Raw genomic sequence first — 25823 nt, 5'->3', positions numbered from 1 at the left:
CGGATGAACGCCCACCAAATTCATAACAAAAACATCTGGATGTTAAAATTGCTTGTCGGCTTGTTTGTCGTTGCCAGTGTGCTGCAAATGCTTGTCCATCGGCATGTCGAAGTGGCGCAACCGATCTTGGGCGCTTCCCTGCTCTTGGTGCTGGCCGGATTTGTTATCAGACGCCGCTGGCCGCGTCTTACGATGATTTTAACGCTTGTGATGCTGTTCATTTACCTCAATGTTATGGTATTCACGGATTTGTCCGTGACCAGTTATATATTCCTGGGGCTGCTTCCGCTCCTCAGCTTGATGTATCATCATTATCTTGCGGTCGCTGTGGCAGGTGCACTTCATCTCCTGTCGATGCTGTATTTCGCGCTCGCAGACCGCGGGGCGCTGCTGACCGGTAAGCTGGAACGCGCCGACGCTGCTTTTTTTCTGGTATACGGCCTGTTTATTCTATCGTTTTGCTTGATCTATGTGTTGACCACGAAGATGTGGACGCCGCGCGCCGAAAGTGGCAAACAGCAATTGAACGATATCCTTGAAAGCGTATCCGTTGGGGTCTGGACTTATGATCTCAGTACAATGGAGTTGGAGGTTTCTGCCGGGTTCGAGCAAATTACCGGATATTCGAGCGAGAGTTTGAAGGGGAAGCAGGTGCAGGAGATCGTTTACCCTGAGGACTTAAAGCTATTCTTCGAGATCCAGCATGAACTCATTCTCCAAAAAACCAACTCCGTGAAGGAATGCCGCATCGTTCGGCCGGACGGCGAAATCAAATGGCTCCAGAACCGGGCACGACCGTATTTCAACGCGCACGGGCACCTCGTAAGGCTGGAAGGAGTCATTATTGAAATTACGGAACGGAAGCAGCTAGAGGAAAAGATTCAATTCTTGGCCTATCATGACGAGCTGACTGGACTTGCCAATCGGGCAAAATTTAATGCGAAATACGAAGAAACACAGGGGCGAGGAGAGCCGGTCGCACTGATGTTCCTGGATCTGGACAATTTCAAGGAAGTGAACGATACATACGGCCATGAAGCCGGGGATGAATTGTTGAAGCATATCGCAGGCCGGCTGGTTTCCCTGGTCCGGGCACAGGATATGGTTTGCCGTTTGGGCGGGGATGAATTCGTGATCCTGCTGGTGAACTTGCAGGAGGACGGGGTATTAAAAGTGCTGGACCGCATTCGATCCAGCCTGGCTGAAGGTTATGTGTATCGGGGAATGCGCATCAGCATCTCGGCCAGCATTGGCATCAGCCTGTCGCCGGACGGGAACGCCAGCTTAGAGGATATGCTTCGGCTCGCCGATGCAACGATGTATGACGTCAAGCGGGGCGGCGATTCGATCCGGATGACCGCTGAACCAAGCACGCCGCTGCCCAGCTGACTTATTTCTTCTCCCCTCTGTTTTCTTTCCGCTCCAAATAGATAGCTCCGAGCCACTGGCTTGCCGCAAACAAGACCACCATGCCAAGGACCAATAGAAAGCGGTTGTCTCCCTTGCGCAGCAGCAGCTGCAGCAGGAACAAGGCGACCGCCACCTCGGTCCACACCAGGCCGCGTTTGCGCAGCGCCTTGAGATCGTACGCTCCGGAACTCATTTTCCGCAAATTCCAAACGGCGATCACAGTGAGGATAAGGAGAAAGATCAAAGATCCAATCAGGTCTTCTGTGGAGAACATGGACAATACGCGAACCCCTCTTCTACGGTTTTGGTACAACTTACTTGCATTTTAGCTTAAGCCGTCAGGTCATGGCAAACGAATCGAATACATCGGCTTGCGAATTCTAGCCTAATGCCCTTTGTCAAGGACATATCCAACAGCCATTATTTCAAAAGTAAGATATCTTCTTTTTAACGAGATAAAAAGAGGATGATGGAGAATGGCGATCACCAAATTTCTCAAGCTGGTGGAAATCCAGACGAAGGCCGCAAGTATGATTCCGCTTCTGTTCGGCACGGTCTATGCTGTCTATCGGTTCCATGTGTTTGAGCCTTGGCATTTTGTGCTCATGCTGATTTCCTTGCTCAGCTTCGACATGACCACGACGGCGATCAACAACTATGTGGATTACAAAAAAGCGAACCGCAAGCACGGCTACGGCTACGAAAAACACAATGCCATCGTAAAATACGGCATGAATCCGGCCGCGGTGCTAGCACTGATTATTTTGTTGTTCATGATCGCGGTGACCGCGGGAGTGCTGCTCTTCCTTCAGACCGGGTGGCTGCTGCTGTTGCTTGGCGCGTTGTCGTTTGCGGTCGGCATCTTGTATTCTTTTGGGCCGATTCCGATTTCTCGGATGCCGCTGGGCGAAATTTTTTCCGGACTGTTCATGGGATTTGTTATTATATTTGTATCGGCTTACATCCACGCGGGCGACCGCTTGGCTTCACTGACACTGCAGGGCGGTACGGTAGTTCTCCAAGTTCATTTGCTGGAGACGCTGCTGGTATTTCTCATCTCCATACCGGCGATTCTTGGCATTGCCAACATCATGCTGGCCAACAATATTTGCGATATGGAAGAGGATATCGACAACAAACGCTACACCTTACCGATCTACATTGGAAAAGGGCCGGCGCTGATGTTGTTTAAGTTGCTCTATTATGCGGCCTATGTAGATGTCATCGTACTGGCGATCCTGGGGGTTCATCCGATTATTCTGCTGCTCGTGCTCCTCACAGTGGTGCCAGTGTCAAAAAATATCCGAACGTTTACCGCGCAGCCAACCAAGCAATTGACGTTTGGCTTGTCGGTGCAAAATTTCCTGCTAACCAATATGGCGCGTATTCTCGCGTTGGTTGTCGCCGCCGTTCTGCCCTTCTGACGATGGGACCCCGCGGCGAGGCATCCATGTGATCCGGGCCTGACGCGTGGGTTGGCAGACTTGAGGAGGAAGCAAAGACACGATGGACAATAGGGGCAAGCTGCGGATTGGAATGGTCGGCGGCGGTTGGCGGGCTGAATTTTATTTGCGCATTGCCCGCGCGCTGCCGAAGCGTTTTGGAGTTAGCAACATTTATATGCGGGACGAAGCAAAAGGCCGGGAAGTCGCCCGGACTTGGGGCGTCCCGGTCACGTCGCATTGGGAGGCGTTCCTGGAGCGGCGGGACTTCGACTTTGTGGTGTTGTCGTTGCCGCGTACGGTCACACCGGAGTATCTGGTCCGGCTCGCCGCAGCGGGCATTCCCGTTCTGACGGAGACGCCGCCGGCGGCCGATCTGGCCGGGCTGCACCAACTCTATGCAAGCGTGGGATCCGCAGCGAAAATTCAAGTGGCCGAGCAGTTCCTGTTCCAGCCGATGCATGCGGCTCGCCTTGCCGTCGTGCGGTCTGGCCTGCTGGGCGAGGTGTCGCACGTGCAGGTATCGGAGGGGCACGGCTACCACGGCATCAGCCTGATCCGGCAACTGCTCGGGGTGGGATTCGAGGATGCGGAAATCCGAGGGGAGCAGATTCAGTCCCCGCTGGTTCAAGGCCCCGGCCGCGGAGGCTGGCCAGTGGAGGAACGGATCGTCACCTCGTCCCAGACGATCGCGCTGTTGCGGTTCGGCGAGCGAACGGCATTGTTCGATTTTACCTACGATCAATATTTCTCGCCGATCCGGCGTCATCGCGTGCTGGTGCGCGGCGTCCGGGGTGAAATCGACGGCACCGAGCTCCGCTATCTCCGTGATTACCGCACCCCGGTGGAGCTGCAGCTGCGGCGGGTGGATGCCGGCCAGAACGGCAGCCTTTTGGGGTATTACCACGAGGGCGTGCTGGCCGGCTCCGAATGGGTTTACGTAAACCCGTTCCGGCCGGGACGGCTGACGGACGAAGAGATCGCCATCGCCACCAGCTTGGAGAAGATGGGGCAATACGTACATGGAGGCCCTTCGTTCTACAGCTTGGCGGAGGCAGCTCAGGACCAATACCTGTCCTTGATGATGGAGCAGGCAGTCCAATCTGGGCAGACGGTGCGGACCGAGCGTCAGCCTTGGGCCATCTAAAAACAACAAAAAGCAGGGTGAATCCATTGACGATTCACTCTGCTTTTTTTCATGTGCGCCCGGCATGGGCGATAACTAGGTGGTGAAAGTCCGCTACAGGACTCATTTTTCCAAAGCGGAAGGAACTAACTATTCTAACGCAAAATGGGGCCAATTGGAGAGACTCCAATCTTTAGGATGGGACCCTTACACATCTTCCATATACGGATCTGCGTTGCAAGTATACAAGTAATGAATAGTATATAATATATAGTGAGGTGATCGAAGTGAACAAAAAGTTACTTATTGGAATGTTCGCCCTCGGTTTTGCTGTTACTTCTTCTTTATACGCGGTACGTGCTAATGCATCCGTTGAGAAGCAAATTAACCAAAACCTTAACAGCTTGGCCGAACAGTTACAAACGGAAGTCACTAATAAAACTGAATTAGCCATGAGTAGTAATCCCTATGATTACATCAAGAACAGCGAAGAGTATGCAAATATTGTAAATCTCGGAACAGATGCTGTTCCAATTTTAGAAAAGAAAATCGATGAAAGTGAAGGAAGCGGTCTTTTTGATTACATTTTTTCAGTTGCTATCGAAGAAATCACAAAAGTAAACCTCAAAGAAGAGGAAAGTACAGCTTGGGATACTGGAGACAAGTTCTCGGAGAAATGGAAGGCAAAACTTAAGACACTTCCTGAAGAAGTTGAAAAAATCGCTAATTCTGAATTAACTGAAGATGAGAAAATTACTTCTCTAAAAAAACTGGGTCTTCCTGCTGTGCCATTTATTATTGACCAACTTGAGGCAGGTAAAACTGAACTTTTCCCAGCAGTTCAGTCTTTGGTTCCGGATAGTCAAACGAAGTCCTTGAAAATGACTGACATAGTACAATGGGCAAAAGAAAACAAGGATAAATTTGATGACCTTAAAGAGTATGTTTTAAGCAAAAAATAATAATAGTCCAACTTGAGGTTGTAAGTGATCCTTTCAAGTAGAACTTATTGGGGCTGTAATTTGACTAAATCGCTCGGATGGAAAGTCAGGGACTGACCCCATAGTGTGGGACAAATAAAAACACCTTCAAGAAAATTCGCCCATGTCGTAAGATATGGAGACAACCTTGGAGGTGTTTTTTTTTCATTGGGAACAAGAGTTAGTTATCCCCCTAGAAGTTAAAATGAAGGCAATTGAAATGAAAATGTCTGGTACACCGGTGAAGGAAATTATGGAGCAATTAAATATCCGAAATAAGACACAAGCGGAAACTTGGATGAGATGGTATCGCAATGGCGAGCAGAACCGTTTAGAGCAGCCAGTAGGTAAACAATACAGCTATGGCAAAGGACCCGAACATACCTCGGAATTAGGGAAGGTTAAGGCGGAGAACCGGTTTTTGAAACAACAACTAGAGCTGCTAAAAAAGTACAACGAGATGGAGAGGGGGCATCGTCAAAGATTGTAATAGAGTGGATTGAGTCGATTCGAGGAGAAGTGAGTGTGCAACAAGCTTGCGCCTGGATCGGAATCCCTCGCGCCACTTACTATCGCTTGAAGGCAAGGGAGAAAATAAACTCGAGAACCACATGGTAGTGAAAATTCGCGAACTCTGAATCCGGCATAAATATCGCTATGGATACCGAAAAATCGCTGCTTTGCTCCGGATGAAGTGTCCGGTAAACCACAAATGTGTAGGAAACAACCAGTCACCGATTCATTTCCGACAACTGGCTGTTTAATCTTGAAAGGTGTTTTGATCCCTGTCTCACAAACGGGGATAGTCCCCAGTCCCTGAAGATTCACTCTGCTTTTTTTGCATGAAGGGGGGGCGTTAAGACCGTCGCTTCGGCGCAATCATCAGCCCTGCACCGATAGCGATCAAGGCAATCGCTAATAACGGTTGGCCGAAGATCAGGCGGTTGTACAACGCGCCCAGCGAGAAGACGGCGAAGAACAATAACGAAAGCACGGTCAAAATGTTGATCGGGATCAGCAGGTATTTATTGCGGTTCCCGAACCAGTAAAACTCGAACAACCCTACGGCCGGAGCCAGAATGAAGCCGGGCCACAGGTACTGCCAGCTGTCAAATAATGTTGAAAGTTGACAGACGAGCCCGACGGTGAAGAGAATTCCCCCGGGGATGAGCAGCCCGGTTGCCTTGCGCCCAACGACCGAGAAATACAACCAGTGGAAGAACAGACCGAGCGGAAGGACAAATAAGGTCGGCCAGAAGATGCCGAACAGCGTTCCCGCGCTGATCGCTTCCTTGCGGAAGAAGAAGAGATAGAGGCCTAGCAGGATGAGCACGGGCCCAATCCATGATTTTTTATTCCAATTCATACGCAAACTCCTTTGTTTATGTACTTATCTGTGATCAGCATACTACAAAAGCCGAAAGAAGACTTCAGTCTCTGGGGGAGACAAGAGCTGGACTTTAGTCCAGTTCCCCTGCCTTGGAATAAAAACAGCCCGGGGAAGAAACGCTAACCGAAGGAACAGGCAGGGCGGCCTTTCCATCCATCAGATCCTACTGAGGAGGTTAGAACAACATGGGAAATAACAAGCAGCATCGCAAGCCGGGCACCGGAAACGGCAGCAGCAACGGGCAGAATCAAACGACCGGTAACGGCGGAGAAGCGCAGAACGGACGCTTGGCGACGATCAAGAACCATAGCACTGAAGGCGGAGAGACGCTGAACGAATACATTTCCGGCCATGATAAGTACGAGGGATAAGCCGAAAGCCGAAAGCCGCTGCACAGGATTGTGAGCGGCTTTTTTCGGCGATGCCATCTTGAAGTAGCTAAGATACTTTGATGTTATTTTTGCGTGCCGTGCTGCTTGGTTGGAAGCTGGCCGGCCGGGTTGCCGTGCCCGCGCTTTTTGTTTTTGGCTTGCTTCTCCTGTTGATCGTGAACCTTCTCGACGAATTCGTGCAGATTTTCCATGAGGTTGATCGTCTCCTTGCTTGAAATAGGGTAGGTTGCAGATCCACATAGATCCGACTCTTCTGGATTACTATACCCCGTTCATGCCTTTTTCATCAGGTCGGGATGCTCTATACTTGCCTTCTTCGGACATGTACAATGAAGGGGACAACCACGGAACCACTTGCATAAGGAATGGGCGATTCGTGCCGCTGAAGCGGGCAAACATGTATTGTGCGAGAAGCCGCTGGCGTTGACGGCCGCCAAGGCGGAGGAAATGGCAGCGGCCGCGGACAAAGCCGGGGTCCTGCTGGCAGAAGCGTTTATGTACGGTCGAGTTATAGATTTGAAAAATAAAACGCGGGTTTGCTTGAGAGCGCTCAGGCAACCCGCGTTTTTGTATTTGGACAGAAGCCTTATTCCGGCTTACCAACGTACATGTCGTTCGGATGCGAGCCTTTGCGGCGATTGAGGTTCAAGCCGCTAATCTGCTCCATTTCAGCGTCCGACAGCTGGAAGTCGAACACGTTAAAGTTCTCCTCAATCCGAGACGGGGTGACCGATTTCGGGATCACGATCGTATTGTTCTGCAGATGCCAGCGGAGGACAACCTGTGCCGGCGTCTTACCATGGGCTTCGGCGATGGACTTCACCACCGCATCGGTCAGCACCTCACCGCCTTGCTCCAGCGGGCTCCAGGCTTCGATGTAAATATCATGCTTGGCGCAGAACGCTTTCAATTCGGTCTGAGTCAGGTGCGGATGGCATTCCACCTGGTTCAACACCGGCTTAATTTCCGTTTCATTCAGCAGACGCTCCAAATGCTCGATTTCGAAATTGCATACGCCAATCGCTTTAACGCGTCCATCGCGGTACAGCTTCTCCAACGCCTTGTAGGTTTCCACGTACCGGTCGACTTTTGGCATCGGCCAGTGAATCAAGTACAAATCGACATAATCGAGACCAAGTCTAGCCAGACTTTCGTCATAAGCTCGGAGCGTACTGTCGTAACCCTGGTCGCTGTTCCATACTTTCGTGGTGATGAACAGCTTCTCACGAGGGATACCGGACTGCTTAATCGCCTTGCCGACCCCCACCTCGTTGCGGTAGATCATCGCCGTGTCGATGGAGGTGTAACCTACCTCCAGCGCCTTGGCGACTGCGGCCGTAGCCTCCTCATCAGGCACCTGCCAAACTCCGAACCCTAGCTGCGGCATCTGTAAACCATTATTTAAAGTGATGAATTCCATGACGCGTCGCTCCTTCTTTGGTGAATGTTTCCTAATTTCAGGGAGAGTATAGCATCAATTGGTACATTTTTCAAATGACTTCAGACGACAGATGTCACAGAATTAACATACTCACGCAGGTCCTCCCATATTCTCAATAATGGAGGGTAAAAAGAAGGCAGCTGAACAATCTTCATCAACCCCTCATGGAACCTTCATGCAGTTTAGAGGGGGGGCATGGTACTATTTATTATAGTTTTTAGAATAAGTCTTAGTGTAATAATAAATCGAAAGGGATGATTTCATGGATAACCGGCTGACAACGAATACGGGAGCTCCGGTAGGCGATAATCAAAATTCTCGGACGGTAGGGCAGCGCGGCCCTACACTGTTGGAGGATTACCATCTGCTGGAGAAGCTGGGCCATTTCGACCGCGAACGGATTCCGGAACGCGTCGTGCATGCCCGGGGGGCAGGCGCCCATGGGGTATTTGTTACCGAGCGCAGCATGAAGGAGTTCACGAAAGCTCATTTCCTGCAGGAGGTAGGACGCGAAACTCCGGTGTTCGTCCGTTTCTCTACGGTCATTCACGGGCAAGGCTCTCCGGAAACGGCGCGTGACCCGCGGGGATTTGCGGTGAAGTTTTATACGGAGGAAGGCAACTACGATTTGGTGGGTAACCATCTTCCGGTCTTCTTTATCCGCGACGCGATTAAATTTCCGGACATGGTGCACTCGCTGAAGCCAGCTCCGGACACGAACATCCAAGACCCGGCACGGTATTGGGATTTCATGACTCTGTCCACCGAATCGACGCATATGATGACCTGGGTGTTCTCGGACTATGGGACGCCGGCGAATTACCGCCAGATGGACGGCTTTGGCGTGCATGCATTTAAGTGGATCAATGCCGAAGGCAAGATCACGTACGTCAAATACACCTGGAAAACGAAGCAGGGGGTAAAGAACCTCTCGGCGGCGGAAGCTCAAGAAGTACAAGGTCGAGATTTCAATCATGCGACTCGCGACCTGTACGACCATATTGCGCGCGGGGAATTCCCGCAGTGGGAGTTGAATGTACAGCTCATGCCAGTGGAGGATCTGGATCGTTGGGGCTTCGATCCGCTGGATCCCACGAAGGTATGGCCGGAAGACAGCTATCCCTTGATCAAAATCGGCACGATGACGCTGAACCGTAATCCGCAGAACTTCTTCGCGGAAGTTGAGCAGTCGGCGTTCTCGCCAAGCGTGCTCGTACCTGGCATCGAACCGTCCGAGGATAAGCTGCTGCAAGGCCGGTTGTTCTCTTACCCGGATACCCAGCGTTACCGGCTTGGTGCTAACTATTTGCAAATCCCGATCAACTGCCCGTATGCCCCGGTCCGCAACCATCAGCGGGACGGCTTCATGAACGTGAAGCAGGATCCGTCTCCAATCAATTACGAGCCGAACAGCTTCGACTCCAGCCCGAAGGAAGATCCGGCCTATCGTGACAGCGTAGTGCCAGTCAGCGGAAATATCGGCCGCGAGAGAATCGCCAAAACAGATGATTTTACGCAAGCAGGCGAGCTGTACCGGAGCTTTACGGCTGAGGAGAAGGATCATTTGATCTCCAACCTGGTGAACGATTTGAAGCAGACACCGGAGCAAGTTCAGCTGCGCGCGGTGTGCAACTTCTTCCGAGCTGACAAAGAATACGGCATGCGCCTGGCGCAAGGTCTTGGCGTAGATATCAGTGGCTTTATTCCATCCAATGCTCAGGGATAATCGATATCCCTTTTATATAAAGAAGGCATCTTCCGTACCTTTTGGGATCGGGAGGTGCCTTTTTGTGTGAAGATTTCAGCCGCGGGCGTGAGGAAATGTATGGTAAAATGAGAGCAGTAGAAAGGAGTTGAATCGATGATGACAACAAAGGATCCAGTGATTAAGCTGACGGATTTGCGCATGAGCTATGGGGGACATCACGTTCTGAACGGCGTGGATTTGGAGGTGTATCCGGGTCAGATTATCGGTTACATCGGGCCCAACGGGGCGGGCAAGAGCACGACCGTCAAGATTATGCTAGGCCTGGTCGAAGGGTATCAAGGCGAGGTCCGGGTATTTGGCCAAAATCCCGGTGACGGCGACGTTAGCTACAAGAAGCGTATCGGATACGTCCCGGAAATCGCCGAGCTTTACGATACGTTGACGGCATGTGAATACTTGACCTTCATTGGCGAGCTGTACGGCTTATCCGCCGATGACGCAGAGATGAAATCCCGGCGAATGATGACGGAATTTGGCCTCGGTGACGTTTTTAACTCCCGAATTTCGACGTTCTCTAAGGGCATGAAGCAAAAGGTGCTGCTGATTTCCAGCCTGCTGCATAATCCGGACGTGCTGTTCCTGGACGAGCCGCTGAGCGGGCTTGACGCCAACAGTGTCATGGTCGTTAAAGAAGTGCTTGCTCTCTTGGCGTCGCAAGGCAAGGCGATTTTTTACTCCTCTCATATCATGGACGTGGTCGAGAAGATCAGCAGCCGGATCGTCCTGCTGGACGGAGGACGCATTGTGGCCGACGGCAGCTTTGACGAGTTAAAGGCCCAGAACCATGAAGGTTCGCTGGAACAGATCTTCAACCAGTTGACCGGATTTAATGAGCATCAGGATATTGCCAGCCGGCTTGTATCGATCGTGCAAGAGGTGTAGCGGATGGAAGAAATGAAGAGCTTGCTAGTGTTGGACCGGTTCCGTGGTGCATTCGAGAAGATGGGCGTGGATTATTCGGTGATGCGCCGAATCGTTCAGGTAAAGCTGGCGATGGATGCGAGAAGGAAGCCTACGCTGGCCAAAAGTTCAAATCAGAAGCGGAAACAGGATACCGCGGAGAGCAACCAGTTTCTGCGCTCGCTGTGGTTGTACGTCCTGTTTGGCGGATTTAGCTCGATGTTCGTGCTGATGGGGGACAATCTGCTGTTTCAGATGAGCATCTTGTTCGGCATTATGATGTTTATGGTCATGACTTCGATGATCTCCGATTTCTCCTCGGTGCTGCTGGATATTCGGGATCGGAGCATTTTGGCGACGAAGCCGATCAACCGCCGCACGCTCACGATGGCGAAGACGGTACATATTTTTATTTATTTGTTCTTTTTGACCGGAGCCATTGCGGTGATTCCGCTGGCGGTCGGATTATTCCGGCAAGGGATCGGGTTCTTTGCTCTGATGCTGCTGGAGCTGATCCTGATGGATCTGTTGATCGTGGTGTTAACCGCGCTGTTGTATTTGGTCGTGCTGCGGTTTTTTGACGGTGAGAAGCTGAAGGATATGATCAATTACGTGCAAATCGGGATGACAATCACGATTGCGGTAGGTTATCAGGTGTTGGTCCGGCTGTTCGACTTCACGGAGATGGATATCGTCTTCAAGCCGGCGTGGTGGCAGTACCTGGTGCCGCCGGTATGGGTGGGCGCTTCCTTCCAAACGCTGCTTCACCCGGGAGAAGGTATGACGTATGCCGGTCTGGCGGTGCTGTCCGTCGTTGTTCCGCTGGCCGCGTTCCTGCTGTACCTGAAGCTGATGCCGGCGTTGGAGCGGAACCTGCAGAAGCTGGCAGAACCCAGCGCGAAGAGCGGGCAGCGGTCGGGGAAGATGCTGCGCCGAATCTCCGATAGGCTATGCTCCACGCCGCAGGAGAGCGCCTTTTTCCGTTTCACCTGGTCGATGCTGGGAACGGAGCGTGAGTTTAAGCTGAAGGTGTACCCTTCCCTGGGCTTCTCTATCGTGTTTCCTTTCATCTTCTTATTCTCGAACGGACTCGATCAGGGCTTGGAAGGGATCTCCGGTTCCCGTTCGTATTTGTTCATTTATTTTAGCGGGATTATGCTGCCAACGCTCATCATGATGCTGCGTTACTCCTCCCGATATAAAGCGGCTTGGATCTACCGGACCGCCCCGATCACCAGCGAAGCGTCTATTTACAAAGGGGCCTTGCTGGCGAGCTTGGTTCGGCTTATGCTGCCTTTGTATGTGGTGGAGGCGGCGATTTTTGCCGTGCTGTTCGGAGCGTCCATTATCCCTGACTTGATTGTGGCAGGACTCGCGATGTTTGCTTACGCGATTCTTTGTTTCCTATGCATGCGCAAGGGACTACCTTTCTCTGAACCCTTTGAAGCGGCGGGGCAGCAAAACCAATCCTTTGTTTTCATGGGGTTGATGCTGCTGCTCGGCGGATTTGGCTTGCTGCATTGGCTTGCAACGTCGCTTCCGTTTGGGGTTGTGGCCTACGGGCTGCTGATGATCGCAGGGACATGGCTGGGATGGAGACTGGCTTTTCGGACGCAGGGAACGAAGAAGGTGGCAAGACCGGATGGCAATGACTAAGAACAACGGGCCGCGGATTCGCCGGGTGATGGCTTTTGCCGGACCGCGGATGCTGTGGCGGCACCCGGTGTTAACCCTGATGCACCTCCTCGATGGCGTGAAGAAGGGCCATTCACAGTAATGTCATAAATTGTACGACCCTCAAAAAACGTTGATCTGATGCGGGTTTCAGGCCATGTTCGGAATTGTGACATTTCTCATGTGATTTCTGTCACAAAATTATTACTTTTTCCCCGTTCGTTTTCATGGATCAGTGATAGAATTCACATTAGATAATAATTATTTGAAAGTAGGGGAAAAGAAATGCTGGATCCGATTGTGCTTGCTCGCCTTCAGTTTGCGGTGACAACGATTTTCCATTTCTTCTTCGTACCCTTGTCCATCGGCCTGGTGGTGCTGATCGCCATCATGGAAACGATGTACGTCGTGAAGGGCAAAGAAGAATACAAACGGATGGCCAAGTTTTGGGGGAAACTGTTCCTTATCAACTTTGCGGTAGGGGTCGTGACGGGGATTCTCCAAGAATTCCAGTTCGGGATGAACTGGTCGGATTACTCTCGCTTTGTTGGCGACGTATTTGGTGCGCCGCTGGCGGTGGAGGCGCTGTTTGCCTTCTTTATGGAATCAACATTTATTGGGCTGTGGATCTTCGGTTGGGATCGTTTGTCCAAAAAAGTGCACCTGTTGTGTATTTGGCTAGTTGCTTTAGGGACGACCGTCTCGGCGTTCTGGATTTTGGCCGCGAACTCGTTTATGCAACGTCCGGTTGGTTTCGGGATCAACAACGGCCGCGCAGAAATGAACGACTTCTTCGCTTTGATCAGCAACGGGCAATTGTGGGTGGAATTCCCGCATACCGTGTTGGGCGCTTTTGCCACAGGAGCTTTCTTGATCGCTGGGGTCAGCGCTTATAAATTGATGAAACGTCAAGATGTGGCGTTCTTCAAAAAATCGTTTACGATCGGCATTATCGTGGCCTTGATCGCTTCGTTCGCCACGGCGTTGTTTGGTCACCAACAAGCGCAGTACCTGGTGAAGACGCAGCCGATGAAAATGGCGGCTTCCGAAGGGCTGTGGGGCAAGTCGGGTGACCCTGCGCCTTGGACGCTGTATGCCCATATTGATTCGGACGATGGGAAGAACAATTTTGAGATCAAAATTCCTTACCTGCTGAGCTTCCTGTCTTACAGTAAGTTCTCCGGTGAGGTTAAAGGCATGCACGAGCTGCAGGCCGAATATGAACAAACTTATGGTCCTGGCGACTACATTCCTCCGGTACGGACGACCTTCTGGAGCTTCCGGATCATGATTCTCGCCGGCTGTTTGATGATCGTGCTTGGGATGTACGGAACGTATTTGGCATGGCGCAAAAAGCTTGAGAACCCCAAAAACAACTGGTTCTACCGTGTCATGTTGTGGTCGATTTCGCTGCCGTTTATTGCGAACACCTCCGGCTGGATTATGACGGAGATCGGGCGTCAGCCATGGACGGTATTTGGCTTGATGCAGACCGCGGATAGCGTATCGCCAAGCGTCACCGGCGGACAAATTCTGTTCTCCCTGATTGCCTTCACGCTCATTTATGGGGCGCTTGGCGCGGTGATGGCTTACTTGTTCGTGAAAGTGATCAAGAAAGGACCCAATGAGATCGCCATCACCAGCCGTGATCAGGTCGGGGATCCATTTGGTAAGGAGGGATATCATGTCTCTTAATGAGCTTTGGTTTGTCCTTGTCGCGGTGTTGTTTGTGGGGTTCTTCTTCTTGGAAGGCTTCGACTTCGGGGTGGGAATGAGCACCAAGTTTTTGGCCAAGAATGATATGGAACGCCGGGTTCTGATCAACTCGATTGGCCCGTTCTGGGATGCGAACGAAGTTTGGCTGCTGACCGCCGGTGGCGCGATGTTCGCCGCTTTTCCGAACTGGTACGCCACGTTGTTCAGCGGCTACTATACACCGCTTGTCGTTTTGCTTCTCGCCTTGATTGCGCGGGGCGTTGCCTTTGAGTTTCGCGGCAAGGTGGACAGCGGCAAATGGAAAGGCACCTGGGACTGGGCGATCTTCCTCGGCAGCCTGTTGCCTCCGTTCCTGCTGGGCGTTGTGTTCTCCGGCCTGCTGAAGGGCTTGCCGATTGGCGAAGACATGGAAATGAAGGCCGGACTGTTTGATATGGTGAACCTGTACACGTTGATCGGCGGGATCACGGTTGTGATGCTGTGCCTCGTTCACGGGCTGCTGTTTGCCTCCTTGCGGACGACCGGCAGCTTGCAAGAACGTGCCCGTAAGCTGGCTCACAAGCTGCTTATTCCGCTGGCCGCCCTGTTCGTGATCTTTGGCGTGCTGACGTACTTCGAAACCGACGTATTTGAAGTGCGCGGCTTGCTGATCAGCCTGGTGGCTGTACTGGGCGTCGTTGCTTTTGTCCTGGCAGGCTGGTTTATTCGTAAGCAAAAAGACGGCTGGGCGTTTGGCATGACCGGTGCGATGATCGCTTTGTCGATTGCTGCGGTATTTGTGGGGCTATTCCCACGGGTGATGGTCAGCTCGATTAGCGATGCGTTCTCCTTAACGATCGATACCGCTTCTTCCGGCCACTACTCGCTGAAAGTCATGACGATCGTCGCATGCAGCTTATTGCCATTCGTGTTAGGCTATCAAATATGGAGCTATTTCGTATTCCATAAACGCGTACACGAGAAGGAGCATTTAGAATATTAATGGGACGCGGATTAATGAAAATCGCGGGGATCAAGCAGGTCATGATGATCATGGCCTTGCTGACCCTCGTTCAGAGCTTTGCAATCATCTGGCAGGCCAAATGGTTGGCGGAGGTGATCTCCGCCCTGTTTGCCGGGGCCAAGCTGCAGGAACAAGCCGGCGGGGCCGGCTTGTTCCTGCTTGCTTTTATCGTCCGTCAGGGCTGCGGCATGATGCAGCAGAAAATAGCGTATGCTTTTGCCGAAGAGACGGGACGAAGCTTGCGGGAGCGGGTGCTGGAGAAGTTGTTTCAGCTGGGGCCGCGTTTTGCCGGGACCGCGGGAACCGGGAATTTGGTGACGTTGGTGCTTGAAGGGGTGACCAAGTATCGCAATTACCTGGAATTGTTCCTGCCGCGCATGCTGGCCACGGGAATCACCCCGATCTTGATTTTGGCTTATGTGTATAGGCTCGACCTGGCATCCGGGATCATCCTGACGATTACGATGCCGATTCTGATCGCCTTTATGATCCTGATCGGGCTGGCGGCGCGCAAGCAGACTGAGCGGCAGTTGAAATCGTACCGGACGTTGTCGAACCACTTCGTGGATTCGCTGCGCGGGCTGGAGACGCTCAAGTTCTTGGGACGCAGCAAATCGCATGTCACGTCGATCGAACGGGTCAGCGATGCTTACCGGTCAGCGACGATGAAGACGTTGCGGGTTGCCTTCCTGTCCTCGTTTGCTTTGGACTTCTTTACGATGTTATCCGTTGCTTCGGTGGCGGTCAGCTTGGGGCTTCGATTGGTGAATGGCGAGATGGTGCTGTTGCCGGCCTTGACCGTGCTGATTCTGGCGCCGGAGTACTTCCTGCCCGTTCGGATGGTTGGCGCTGACTTCCATGCCACCCAGGACGGGAAGGCGGCAGGCGAAGCGATGAACGAGATCATCGCCACTGCGGATGAGGAGGCGGCGAAGGCGGCACCGGTTCCGGCCGGTATGAACTGGACGTGGACGCCGGAAAGCACGTTAAGCCTGCGCGGGGTTGGCGTCGTTCACGAGGAGGAAGCTAGGCCTTCCTTGGCTGAAGTGAACTTGACGCTGGGCGGCATGGGCAAAATCGGCATCATCGGCGAAAGCGGGGCCGGCAAATCGACATTGATCGATGTGCTTGGCGGTTTTCTGCGGCCAACTTCGGGCCGGTTGGTGCTGAACGGCACCGAACTGGGGGATTTGACGGCGCAGGGCTGGCGGGAGCAAATCACCTACATCCCGCAGAAACCGTATATTTTCAGTGGGAGCTTGGAGGAAAATATCCGCTTTAATGCGCCGGAAGCCACGCGGGAAGAGGTGGAGCGCGCGGTGAAGGCAGCCGGTCTGGACGGGCTCGTGCGCAGCTTGCCGGGCGGGCTAAACGAGCGGATTGGCGGCGGTGGTCGTCCATTGAGCGGTGGTCAGGAGCAGCGTGTGGCGCTGGCCCGGGCTTTGCTTAGTAAGCGGCCGGTGATTTTGCTCGATGAACCGACGGCGCATTTGGACATCGAGACGGAATATGAGCTGAAGAACACGATGCTGCCTCTGTTTGAAGGGAAGCTGGTGATTTTGGCGACCCATCGGCTGCACTGGATGCGCGAAATGGATCGGATCGTTGTCATGGAGCAGGGCCGAGTGGCTGAGGCAGGGACGCATGCCGAGCTGATGGCCAAGCGCGGAGCTTATTATCGGTTAGCGGCGGCGCAGCGGGAGGAGATCAAATGAAGCAGGAGTCCTGGGTTCGGCCTTATTTTCGGTTGTATAGCGGCCGGTTTGCGTTATATCTGATTCTGGGCGTGTTAACGCTGGTTTCCGCCGGGATGTTGATGTTCACTTCCGGTTTCTTGATCTCGAAATCGGCGTTGCAGCCCTATAATATCTTGCTTGTGTATGTACCGATCGTTGGCGTTCGCACGTTTGGGATCGGGCGGGCGGTGATTCATTATGTCGAACGGTTGGTTGGACATGACACAGTGCTGCGGATTTTGGCGAAAATGCGCGTGCGGCTCTATCGCGTGCTGGAACCGCAGGCTTTGTTCATCCGCTCCCGATTCCGGACGGGCGATATTCTTGGCGCCCTTGCCGATGATATTGAGCAGCTGCAGAACGTGTATATCCGCACCGTCTTTCCGAGCGTAGTGGCGTTGATCCTCTATGCGGCCGTGATCGTGGCCATGGGCGTGTTCGACGTGACGTTTTCACTGCTGTTAGCTGCGTATATCCTTGTGCTCGTCGTCGTGCTTCCGTACATTTCGCTGCGGTTGGCGAAGCGGACGAACGAGGAGGTCAAGCAAGAACGGAACGGGCTGTACCAGAAGCTGACCGATGCCGTCATGGGGATCGGCGATTGGGTGATCAGCGGCCGTTCGGCGGAGTTCCTTGCTTCCTATGCGGAGGATGAGGTCGCGGTGGCGCGCAAGGACCGCAAGCTGCGGGCTTGGGCCCGCTGGCGCAGCTTTATCGGCCACTTCGTCGTGGGCCTCGTCGTCGTATCGATGGTGTATTGGGCCGGCGGCGAAGCGGCGGCCGGTCGGATCGATGCCACACTGATTGCGGCGTTTGTGCTGATCGTGTTCCCGCTGTCGGACGCGTTCTTGCCGGTGTCCGAAGCGGTGGAGCGCACGCCGCAATACCGCGTGTCGCTGGACCGGCTCGCCCGGATCTCGGGCGGCGACAGCGCCAGCGCGAGCCCAGCGGCGGCGGGTGGCCCGCGTCCAGGCGCAGCGGGTGGGCCGATCCGCCCCGGCGTGACCGGGGGCGGCGGCGCTGGGCTGGCTGCGGCGGGCGGAGTTTCCCGCACCGCCGAGGTGCGGCTGCGCGGCGTCCGCTTCGCCTACGCCGCGGAAGACGCCGATTCCGTGGACGGCGTCTCGCTGGACATCCCGCAGGGCAAGCGGGTGATGGTGATCGGCCGCAGCGGCGCCGGCAAGTCGACGCTGCTGAAGCTGATCCAGGGGGCGCTTGCCCCAAGCGCAGGCACGGTCGAAATTAACGGCATCCCAGCCGCCGCCTACGGCGAGCGGATGCCGGAAGTCATCTCCGTGCTGAATCAAAGCCCCCACTTGTTCGACACCACGGTGGCGAACAACATCCGGCTCGGCCGGCCTACGGCTACGGACGAGGAGATCGCGCGGGCCGCGCAGGCGGCGCAGCTCGGCCCGTTGATTGCGGCGCTGCCGCAGGGGCTGGACACGCCGATGCGTGAGACCGGCCAGCGGTTCTCCGGCGGCGAACGGCAGCGCGTCGCCCTGGCGCGGATCCTCCTGCAGGATACGCCTGTGCTCATCCTCGATGAGCCAACCGTCGGCCTCGATCCGCGCACGGAACGCGAGCTGCTGGCGACGATCTTTCGCTCGACGCAGGGCAAGTCGCTCATCTGGGTGACGCACCACCTTGTTGGTGCCGAAAAGATGGACGAGATCGTGTTCATGGAGCACGGACGGATCGTGATGCGCGGCAGCCATGCGGAGCTGCTAGCCCGTGAACCGCGGTACCGCAATTTGTACCGGCTGGATTGTCCGGAGGAGTAAGACACATACTAAAAATAAGGCGGCGATGCAAGGGAAACCGGCATCGCCGTTTTTTAGATTTAAGAAAAGTATAGCAAGATGTCCGAACTGCAAAAGTACATTTGATTTCCGCCAAATTCCGGCCGATGAGCCCTTTGAGCTGCAAAAGTGCAGTTGATTTCGGCTAATTTTGCCCTGGAACCACGAAATCGTTGAAATGAACTGCACTTTTACATCCCATTCGCCTTTTTTCGGTCGAAATGGGTGAAATGAACTGTACTTTTACATTTGGAGGGTCGTTTAGAGGGCGTTTGCGCTTCACTTCAGTCGCCTGCATCCTTGGTTGGAACGTCTGAGGTGTTTGGGGAGTTTTTGTAGTCTGGCTTGGGGCGTCGTGGTGTCTCGCATGGGTCGTTTTGGTGCCTTTACTTAGGTTGTTTGTCACCGCACTTTATTCGTCTGCAGCTCATGCGGCCCTACCTTGCTCATCAGCGGCTTCGCTTTACTGTCAGCGCCTCACTTTGCGTAACTGCAACTTCACTTTGCCCGTCTGTCGCCCCGCTTGTCTCATCAGCCCCCGTTTCGGGCACCACTATAACCACTATAGGAAGGGACTAGTTATATTACTCAATAAATAGCCTTTTCTGCTTCCGTTTTCACAAGGGAGCCGATATAATGGTTCTTAATATATTTACATGAGGTGTAAGCTATAAGAGTTTGGGTTTGGTCAATCCCAATCGGGTATAGCCTGAAAAATGCAGCTAACGGGGTGAGGGGATGGAGCTCAGACAAATCCAATACTTTATTGAGGCGGCCAAGCTGGAGCATGTGACGGAAGCGTCGTATGCGCTGCATGTGTCGCAGTCGGCGGTCAGTCGGCAAATCTTTAAGCTGGAGGCAGAGCTGGGCGTCGATCTGTTTGTCCATGAAGGCCGGAAGGTGAAGCTGACACCCATCGGCCGGCAGTTCCTGCAGCATATGGAGCAAATGATGAAGGTCCTTGAGCAGGCGCGACAGGAAATTAACGAGTATCTGGATCCGGAGCGCGGGACGGTCCGCATCGGTTTCCCGAGCAGTCTGGCGGCCAACCTGGTGCCGACGGTGGTGTCGGCGTTTCGGCGCCGGTATCCGGAGGTGCATTTTCAACTGCAGCATGGGTCGTATCGGGAGCTGCTGGACTGGGTCGGCGGCGGCTTGATGAATCTGGCCATGATTGGTCCGGTGCCCCAAGGGGAACCCCAAGTCACAGGGGAAATGTTATTCCGCGAAAAGTTCAAGGTGCTGTTGCCTGCCGGACATCGCTTGGCTGACCGTGAATCCGTGGGGCTGGACGAACTGCGGGAGGATGTATTCGTATTATTCCCGAAAGGCTTTGTTCTGCGGGAAATCGTGGTGGACGCCTGCGACAAAATCGGATTTCAACCAAAGGTGTCGTTTGAAGGGGATGATCTGGACGCGATTAAGGGGCTGGTGTCCGCCGGGCTGGGGTTGACGTTGCTTCCGGAGATTGCGCTCGGCGAGCATATTCCTTCCACGATCGTGTCGCTGCCGATGATGGAGCCTCAGGTCACCCGGGACGTTGGGGTGATCATTCCGGCGAATCGCGAGCTCGCGCCGACGGAAAAGCTGTTTTATGATTTTTTGAAAGAGAACCTGCCGTTGTCATGCGGAAATTAGGATTCATCGAAAAATGATATCGATAAGGGCCGTGAATTTTGTCACTTGCACGGTCCTTTTTTCTTGAAAATGTGTTACAATTTATTCGGATTGTTCAGGTTTAAGATGTGCAAATTTTCACTAACTTAAAATGGGTTATAGGCATCCAAAGGAGGAACACTATGCTTGAACAGAAGTTCGGCTAGCGAATCCTCAGATTATCGCAAAGGAGAATCGAATATGTCAGAGACAGTTACAGAAACAAAAACGGAGCAATCCGTAGCTGGTACCGCAAGTGGGCAGCAGGAGCTCCTGGAGCAGCTCTTGAAGCCGGAGGTGCAGCAATCGCTGACCGCTCTGGTTGAGCAGCTTCCCAAATTAAATGAGCTCGTTGGAGTTTTGACGAAAACGTATGATTTTGCCAAAGCGGTGGCGACGGATGAAATTCTGAAGAATGACACGGTAGGCGCAATTTCGGAAATTGCCGGGCCAGTTGTTGGCAAGGTGAAGCATTTGGCGGCTAACGTCATCGAAGCGAAGGATCGTGCCGAGGACAGCCAAGAAGTCATTGGCGTGTTTGGGTTGATGAAGATGCTGAAGGACCCGCAAACGCAAAAGCTGCTCCGGTTCGTTAACGCGTATCTTCAAGTGTCCGGTGAACGGGACCGCCAACAAAACTAACGGAGGAATACGATTATGTCAAAACATATTTTAATTTTGGGCGCCGGCTATGGCGGCGTACTCAGCGCATTGTCGGCCCGTAAGTTTATGGATAAATCGCAGGCGCGGATCACGGTGGTGAACCAATATCCGACGCATCAAATCATTACGGAGCTGCATCGCCTTGCCGCAGGCAGCATTTCCGAACGCGCGGTGTCCTTGCCGCTCGATAAGCTGTTTAAAGGCAAAGACATCGATTTGCGTATCGCTAAGGTTGAGAGTTTTTCTGTCGACAAAAAAGAAGTTAAGCTCTCCGACGGTACTGTGTTGTCTTATGACGCCCTTGTGGTTGGTCTGGGCAGCATTACTGCGTATTTCGGCATCCCGGGCTTGGAGAAGCACAGCATGGTGCTGAAATCGGCGGACGATGCCAAACGGATTTATGCGCATATCGAATCGCGTATTCGCGAATATGCGGCAAGCGGCAACGAAGCCGATGCTACGATCGTGATCGGCGGCGGCGGATTGACTGGCGTCGAGCTGGTTGGCGAAATCGCGGATAAGCTGCCGGAACTGACGAAGAAATACGGCGTACCTCAAAGCGAGATCAAGCTCATGCTCGTGGAAGCTGGACCTAAGATCTTGCCGGTGCTGCCGGACGAGTTGATCGAGCGCGCCACAGCCAGCCTCGAGAAACGCGGCGTGAAGTTCTTGACCGGCTTGCCGGTGACCAATGTGGAAGGCAACACGATCGATCTCAAGGATGGGCAAAAGATCGTGGCCAACACCTTCGTTTGGACGGGCGGCGTGCAAGGCAATCCGCTGGTTGGCGAATCGGGACTGGAAGTGAACCGCGGCCGTGCTTCGGTGAATGAATTCCTGCAGTCCGTCTCCCATCCGGACGTATTCGTTGCGGGTGACAGCGCCGTATTTATGGGTCCGGACGGTCGTCCTTACCCGCCGACAGCGCAAATCGCTTGGCAAATGGGCGAGCTGATCGGTTACAATCTGTTTGCGTATCTCAACGGCAAGACGATGAACGCATTCAGCCCGATCAACTCCGGTACGCTGGCTTCGCTCGGACGCAAAGACGCTGTAGCGACCATCGGGGCAAGCAATACCCAGTTGCGCGGGTTGCCAGCTACGTTGATGAAGGAAGCAAGTAACATCCGCTATCTGTCCCACATCAAAGCGCTGGATGCATTGGCTTACTAAAGCTCCTTAAATACAAAGCGTCGCCCAAGAGGATGAATCCTCTGGGCGACTCTTTTTTTTACGTTATGCTCTTTATACAACCCCGTGAGCGATCATTGCGTCAGCGACTTTCAGGAAGCCGGCAATGTTGGAGCCGACAACCAGGTTGTCGTCATAACCGTATTCTTTAGCCGCGTTTACGCTGCTTTGGTAGATGTTGCGCATAATGTCCTTCAGCTTAGCATCCACTTCCTCAAACGACCAGGCGAGTCTTGCGCTGTTTTGTGCCATTTCCAGAGCGGAAACGGCAACCCCGCCGGCATTTGCAGCCTTAGCTGGTCCGAAGTATACGTCATTGTTCAGATAAACTTCGATAGCTTCCAGCGTGGACGGCATGTTGGCTCCTTCAGCTACATATTTGACGCCGTTGGCCACCAGCAGTTTCGCCGAAGCTTCGTTGATTTCGTTTTGCGTTGCGCAAGGCAAGGCGATGTCGCAAGGGATGCTCCAAATATTTTGGCAGCCTTCTACATATTCAGCAGTAGGATGCTCGTTCACGTATTCCTTGATCCGCTTGCGTTCTACTTCTTTCAAACGCTTCACTGTTGCAAGATTAATGCCGTTCTTGTCGTAGACATATCCGTTCGAGTCACTGCAAGCTACGACCTTCGCGCCAAGCTGTTGTGCCTTCTCAATCGCGTAGATCGATACGTTCCCGGAACCGGAGACGACGACGGTTTTCCCGGCGAAGCTATCGCCCCGACTCGCCAGCATTTCGCTGGTGAAGTAAACCAGCCCGTAGCCGGTAGCTTCAGTCCGCGTCAAGCTGCCGCCGTAGTTCAAGCCTTTCCCCGTCAATACGCCGGTTTCATTGCCATACAGCCGTTTGTATTGACCGAACATGTAGCCGATTTCCCGAGCGCCAACGCCAATATCGCCTGCAGGCACGTCGGTGTCTGGACCGATGTATTTGGACAGCTCCGTCATGAAGCTTTGGGTAAAGCGCATCACTTCGAGATCGGATTTGCCTTTCGGATCGAAGTCAGATCCGCCTTTGCCGCCGCCGATTGGCTGGCCGGTCAACGAGTTCTTGAAAATTTGTTCAAACCCAAGGAATTTGATGATGCTGGCATTGACAGACGGGTGAAAACGAAGTCCGCCTTTATAAGGACCAATCGCACTGTTAAATTGAACCCGGAAGCCGCGGTTCACTTGCACTTTGCCTTGGTCATCCACCCAAGGGACGCGGAAAGTGATCATTCGTTCCGGCTCGACGATGCGTTCGAGAATCCCATGCTCTTGATATTTCGGATGTTTGGCGAATACAGGAACCAGTGAGTCAAGGATTTCCTTGACGGCCTGATGGAATTCCGATTCCCCTGGATTCCGTTTTTGAACGGTCTCGTATACCTGATCTACATATTTGCGAGCCGCCTCCAGGCCTGCTTCGCGTTGCTGTGTTAAAGCCATGATCCACTCCACCTTTCTGATGTGCGTAATCGGATGAGTACGTTCACCATTTCACGATAATTATGACCTCTATTGTAATATTGATGTCAGCTATTAACAAAGCTAATTTGAGATCAACTTGATGATCGAATGAGATGAACTGGAGCGGAAGAACGGCTTTGTGGCAAGGCGGAACAGGAGTATTATGTCCGGGGAATGGGCGGTTCAGACAAAAAAGACCGGCTCCACAGGATCCCTCCATGCGGTTCCGGTCGTTCTGATTTTTAAGGAAATTACTTCTGGAAAGAGTTCCAATAAGTTACTTGGTCTACCGACAAACGCGCCGTTGCATGAGCTGGTTTTGCCGCTTTACCAATCGCGATCAGCAAGATCGGTTTCAACGTTTCCGGTACGTCAAATGCTTCGGCAAATTGCTCCGCATTGTATCCGCCCATAGGTACCGTGTCGTAGCCTTTAGCTTTGGCGATCAGCATCAGTTGCATCGACACCAGTCCAGCGTCCAACAGATTGACTTGATGCAAACGTTCCGGTCCCATGCCGCCATAGCCTTTTTGCAGACGCTCGACAAAATTATTTTTGACCTCCTCCGTCATTGCACCCAGCCGCACAGACTCGGAATAAATCTCTTCGGCCCGTTCATACGAACGAAGATCGCCCAATACCGCAATGACAGCCGAGGAATCCACAACCTGCTGCTGATTGTTGGCGATCGGGAGCAGCTTTTGCTTCAGCTCAGGCTCGTCGATGATCAAGAAACGCCATGGCTGCAGATTGGACGAGGATGGAGCGGACAAAGAAAGCTCGATGATCTCTTTCAGTTCCTCGCGTGGGATTTTTACAGATGGGTCGTAAACCCGAACAGAATGTCTTTCTTTGAGTACGGTATAAAAATCTTTTGCGTCCACTTGATTTAACGTGCTCATTTTCTCTCCATCCTTTCATTTTCTTGTTTTTCCTGTGACTAGTATAAATCGCAACTGTAATAATATCAAGTACAGTTAATGAAGTGAGAAGGCAGAGTCCCAAAACTTGTGGTTCCTTAAGATAAACAGTATCTTAAAGAGGTAGTTGGTCGATTACAGTTTGATCATACAGGGAGGGGTACATATGGCATTGCAGATCGGAATCGTTGGAACAGGTTGGTTTAGCAAGGTGCATGGGGACATTTTGGCAGGTCTGGACGGCGTTCGCGTGACAGGGGTTACCGGAACGACGGCCGCAAAAGCACAGGCCCTGGCGGACCGCTACCCAGGGGCGATTGGCTTCGGGAACCTAACGGATATGCTGGACTCGTTGAAGCTGGATGCTGTTTACCTCTGTATCCCGCCAATGGCGCACGGGGAGATTGAAACCGAGCTGATCGAGCGGGGCATTCCCTTTTTCGTGGAGAAGCCGCTGGCTGCGGACTTGGAGACGCCGCAACGAATCCTCTCGCGGTTGGAGCAAAAGCCGTTAGTTCATGCGGTAGGCTATCATTTTCGTTATAAAGAATCGATCCGTCAGCTGAAGGAATCGCTGGAAGGCCGGAAGATTGGGATGGCTTTAGGCACTTGGATGGGCGATATGCCGCAAGTGGCCTGGTGGCGTAGCCAAGAGGGTTCCGGCGGACAGTTCGTGGAACAGACGACCCATATTGTAGACCTGCTTCGCTATACCGCCGGCGAGGTCCGCGAGGTGTATGCCGCCTACGGTAATCGCATGGTGCAGGAACGCTTCGATAACGTCACCGTCCCGGATGTTGGTACCGTCACGATGAAGCTGCAAAGCGGGGCGGTTGCTACCATCTCCAATACCTGTATCTTGCCCGGCGGCGTATCTGAGGTAGGGCTGAAATTGTATACCGATGCCGGTATTTTGTCTTGGAGCCCGGAACGGCTGGAGATCGATCTGCCGGGGACCAAGACGGCCTACACGGGGAAGGACAACCCCTACTTAGCTGAAACGGAGGCGTTTATCCATGCCCTGCGTACCGGCGATACGTCGCGGATCTTGTCCGATTATGCCGATGCTGTGAAAACGCAGCAGATCACCTGTGCCGCCCTGGAGTCGGCCCGGACGGGGAATCCGGTTTGCATTGGGGAGTAAGGAAAAATTTTTTCTCC

The 25823-nt window shown here is 53.1% G+C and carries 26 protein-coding genes and 1 pseudogene; 21 read left to right on the top strand and 6 right to left on the bottom strand.

Annotated features, from left to right (window positions below; translation table 11 throughout):
- The first annotated feature begins 3 nt into the window (after window positions 1–3).
- Window positions 4–1389 (top strand): diguanylate cyclase, encoded by a 1386-nt coding sequence (locus U9M73_RS16270; protein ID WP_260070938.1) that lies wholly within the window; start codon window positions 4–6, stop codon window positions 1387–1389.
- Window position 1390: 1 nt separating this feature from the next.
- On the opposite strand, the gene U9M73_RS16265 is transcribed toward U9M73_RS16270, so the two are convergent.
- The gene (locus U9M73_RS16265; RefSeq protein ID WP_157273311.1) at window positions 1391–1603 is read right to left on the bottom strand and encodes a hypothetical protein; all 213 of its coding nucleotides are present in this window, start codon (window positions 1601–1603) and stop codon (window positions 1391–1393) included.
- Between the two features lie 283 nt (window positions 1604–1886).
- On the opposite strand from U9M73_RS16265, the gene menA reads away from it, so the two are divergent.
- The 6 genes from menA to U9M73_RS22225 all read left to right on the top strand — a co-directional run bounded on the left by menA (window position 1887) and on the right by U9M73_RS22225 (window position 5722).
- A complete protein-coding gene (menA, locus tag U9M73_RS16260) occupies window positions 1887–2834 on the top strand; it encodes a 1,4-dihydroxy-2-naphthoate polyprenyltransferase (RefSeq protein ID WP_260070939.1) in 948 nt (315 codons plus the stop codon).
- An 82-nt stretch (window positions 2835–2916) separates the two neighbouring features.
- Window positions 2917–3999 (top strand): Gfo/Idh/MocA family protein, encoded by a 1083-nt coding sequence (locus U9M73_RS16255; protein ID WP_323078068.1) that lies wholly within the window; start codon window positions 2917–2919, stop codon window positions 3997–3999.
- A gap of 79 nt (window positions 4000–4078) precedes the next feature.
- Window positions 4079–4231: a DUF7689 domain-containing protein gene (locus U9M73_RS22265; protein ID WP_456094085.1), complete on the top strand. Its 153-nt coding sequence runs from the start codon at window positions 4079–4081 to the stop codon at window positions 4229–4231.
- A gap of 34 nt (window positions 4232–4265) precedes the next feature.
- Window positions 4266–4940, top strand: coding sequence for a hypothetical protein (locus U9M73_RS16250; RefSeq protein WP_016314271.1), 675 nt, complete (start codon window positions 4266–4268; stop codon window positions 4938–4940).
- Between the two features lie 172 nt (window positions 4941–5112).
- A complete protein-coding gene (locus tag U9M73_RS16245) occupies window positions 5113–5448 on the top strand; it encodes a helix-turn-helix domain-containing protein (RefSeq protein ID WP_323079150.1) in 336 nt (111 codons plus the stop codon).
- A gap of 148 nt (window positions 5449–5596) precedes the next feature.
- Complete coding sequence (locus U9M73_RS22225) at window positions 5597–5722, top strand: IS3 family transposase (RefSeq protein ID WP_407673984.1); 126 nt, start codon at window positions 5597–5599, stop codon at window positions 5720–5722.
- 92 nt (window positions 5723–5814) lie between these two features.
- Here the strand turns inward: U9M73_RS22225 and U9M73_RS16240 are convergent, their stop codons facing one another.
- Window positions 5815–6324, bottom strand: a complete 510-nt coding sequence (locus U9M73_RS16240) for a hypothetical protein (RefSeq protein WP_323078065.1) — start codon at window positions 6322–6324, stop codon at window positions 5815–5817.
- Window positions 6325–6533: 209 nt separating this feature from the next.
- Between U9M73_RS16240 and U9M73_RS16235 the strand changes: the two genes are divergently transcribed.
- On the top strand, window positions 6534–6719 hold the full coding sequence (locus U9M73_RS16235) for a hypothetical protein (RefSeq protein WP_009223642.1): 186 nt from the start codon (window positions 6534–6536) through the stop codon (window positions 6717–6719).
- A gap of 83 nt (window positions 6720–6802) precedes the next feature.
- On the opposite strand, the gene U9M73_RS16230 is transcribed toward U9M73_RS16235, so the two are convergent.
- Window positions 6803–6931, bottom strand: coding sequence for a DUF4023 family protein (locus U9M73_RS16230; protein ID WP_016314269.1), 129 nt, complete (start codon window positions 6929–6931; stop codon window positions 6803–6805).
- A gap of 157 nt (window positions 6932–7088) precedes the next feature.
- On the opposite strand from U9M73_RS16230, the pseudogene U9M73_RS16225 reads away from it, so the two are divergent.
- A pseudogene (locus U9M73_RS16225) lies at window positions 7089–7241 on the top strand (Gfo/Idh/MocA family oxidoreductase); the annotation flags it as partial.
- A gap of 85 nt (window positions 7242–7326) precedes the next feature.
- Here U9M73_RS16225 and U9M73_RS16220 read toward each other — a convergent pair.
- On the bottom strand, window positions 7327–8160 hold the full coding sequence (locus tag U9M73_RS16220) for an aldo/keto reductase (protein ID WP_009223643.1): 834 nt from the start codon (window positions 8158–8160) through the stop codon (window positions 7327–7329).
- 283 nt (window positions 8161–8443) lie between these two features.
- Between U9M73_RS16220 and U9M73_RS16215 the strand changes: the two genes are divergently transcribed.
- From U9M73_RS16215 to U9M73_RS16165, 11 genes are all read left to right on the top strand, one after another.
- Complete coding sequence (locus U9M73_RS16215; RefSeq protein ID WP_009223644.1) at window positions 8444–9907, top strand: catalase; 1464 nt, start codon at window positions 8444–8446, stop codon at window positions 9905–9907.
- Window positions 9908–10042: 135 nt separating this feature from the next.
- Window positions 10043–10831: an ABC transporter ATP-binding protein gene (locus U9M73_RS16210; protein ID WP_397376611.1), complete on the top strand. Its 789-nt coding sequence runs from the start codon at window positions 10043–10045 to the stop codon at window positions 10829–10831.
- Window positions 10832–10834: 3 nt separating this feature from the next.
- Entirely contained in the window at window positions 10835–12505 is a 1671-nt protein-coding gene (locus U9M73_RS16205; protein ID WP_323078060.1) for a hypothetical protein, read from the top strand.
- Window positions 12492–12626 (top strand): nitrous oxide-stimulated promoter family protein, encoded by a 135-nt coding sequence (locus U9M73_RS16200; RefSeq protein ID WP_323078058.1) that lies wholly within the window; start codon window positions 12492–12494, stop codon window positions 12624–12626. Before U9M73_RS16205 ends, U9M73_RS16200 begins: the two co-directional genes overlap by 14 nt.
- A gap of 182 nt (window positions 12627–12808) precedes the next feature.
- Window positions 12809–14218 carry a cytochrome ubiquinol oxidase subunit I gene (locus U9M73_RS16195; protein WP_407673943.1) on the top strand — a complete coding sequence of 470 codons (1410 nt, stop codon included), beginning with the start codon at window positions 12809–12811 and terminating at the stop codon, window positions 14216–14218.
- Window positions 14205–15221 (top strand): cytochrome d ubiquinol oxidase subunit II, encoded by a 1017-nt coding sequence (gene cydB / locus U9M73_RS16190; RefSeq protein ID WP_028539189.1) that lies wholly within the window; start codon window positions 14205–14207, stop codon window positions 15219–15221. The genes U9M73_RS16195 and cydB overlap by 14 nt, the downstream gene beginning before the upstream one ends.
- On the top strand, window positions 15221–16957 hold the full coding sequence (gene cydD / locus U9M73_RS16185) for a thiol reductant ABC exporter subunit CydD (protein ID WP_323078056.1): 1737 nt from the start codon (window positions 15221–15223) through the stop codon (window positions 16955–16957). Before cydB ends, cydD begins: the two co-directional genes overlap by 1 nt.
- Window positions 16954–18762: a thiol reductant ABC exporter subunit CydC gene (cydC, locus tag U9M73_RS16180; protein ID WP_323078054.1), complete on the top strand. Its 1809-nt coding sequence runs from the start codon at window positions 16954–16956 to the stop codon at window positions 18760–18762. The genes cydD and cydC overlap by 4 nt, the downstream gene beginning before the upstream one ends.
- 756 nt (window positions 18763–19518) lie before the next feature.
- Entirely contained in the window at window positions 19519–20418 is a 900-nt protein-coding gene (gene gltC, locus U9M73_RS16175; protein ID WP_009223652.1) for a glutamate biosynthesis transcriptional regulator GltC, read from the top strand.
- A gap of 219 nt (window positions 20419–20637) precedes the next feature.
- On the top strand, window positions 20638–21078 hold the full coding sequence (locus U9M73_RS16170; protein ID WP_009223653.1) for a DUF1641 domain-containing protein: 441 nt from the start codon (window positions 20638–20640) through the stop codon (window positions 21076–21078).
- A gap of 15 nt (window positions 21079–21093) precedes the next feature.
- On the top strand, window positions 21094–22272 hold the full coding sequence (locus U9M73_RS16165) for an NAD(P)/FAD-dependent oxidoreductase (RefSeq protein WP_009223654.1): 1179 nt from the start codon (window positions 21094–21096) through the stop codon (window positions 22270–22272).
- A gap of 72 nt (window positions 22273–22344) precedes the next feature.
- Here the strand turns inward: U9M73_RS16165 and gdhA are convergent, their stop codons facing one another.
- Both gdhA and U9M73_RS16155 read right to left on the bottom strand, forming a co-directional pair.
- The gene (gdhA, locus tag U9M73_RS16160) at window positions 22345–23721 is read right to left on the bottom strand and encodes an NADP-specific glutamate dehydrogenase (protein WP_036644179.1); all 1377 of its coding nucleotides are present in this window, start codon (window positions 23719–23721) and stop codon (window positions 22345–22347) included.
- Between the two features lie 272 nt (window positions 23722–23993).
- The gene (locus tag U9M73_RS16155) at window positions 23994–24644 is read right to left on the bottom strand and encodes a nitroreductase family protein (protein WP_260070944.1); all 651 of its coding nucleotides are present in this window, start codon (window positions 24642–24644) and stop codon (window positions 23994–23996) included.
- 184 nt (window positions 24645–24828) lie between these two features.
- Between U9M73_RS16155 and U9M73_RS16150 the strand changes: the two genes are divergently transcribed.
- Window positions 24829–25806, top strand: a complete 978-nt coding sequence (locus U9M73_RS16150; protein WP_323078051.1) for a Gfo/Idh/MocA family protein — start codon at window positions 24829–24831, stop codon at window positions 25804–25806.
- Window positions 25807–25823 lie beyond the last annotated feature (17 nt).

The sequence above is a fragment of the Paenibacillus phoenicis genome, from assembly GCF_034718895.1.
In the GTDB taxonomy this organism is placed as follows: Bacteria; Bacillota; Bacilli; order Paenibacillales; family Paenibacillaceae; genus Fontibacillus; species Fontibacillus phoenicis.
Note: the sequence above shows the minus strand (reverse complement) of the source record. Positions and strands in the feature narration are given on the sequence as shown.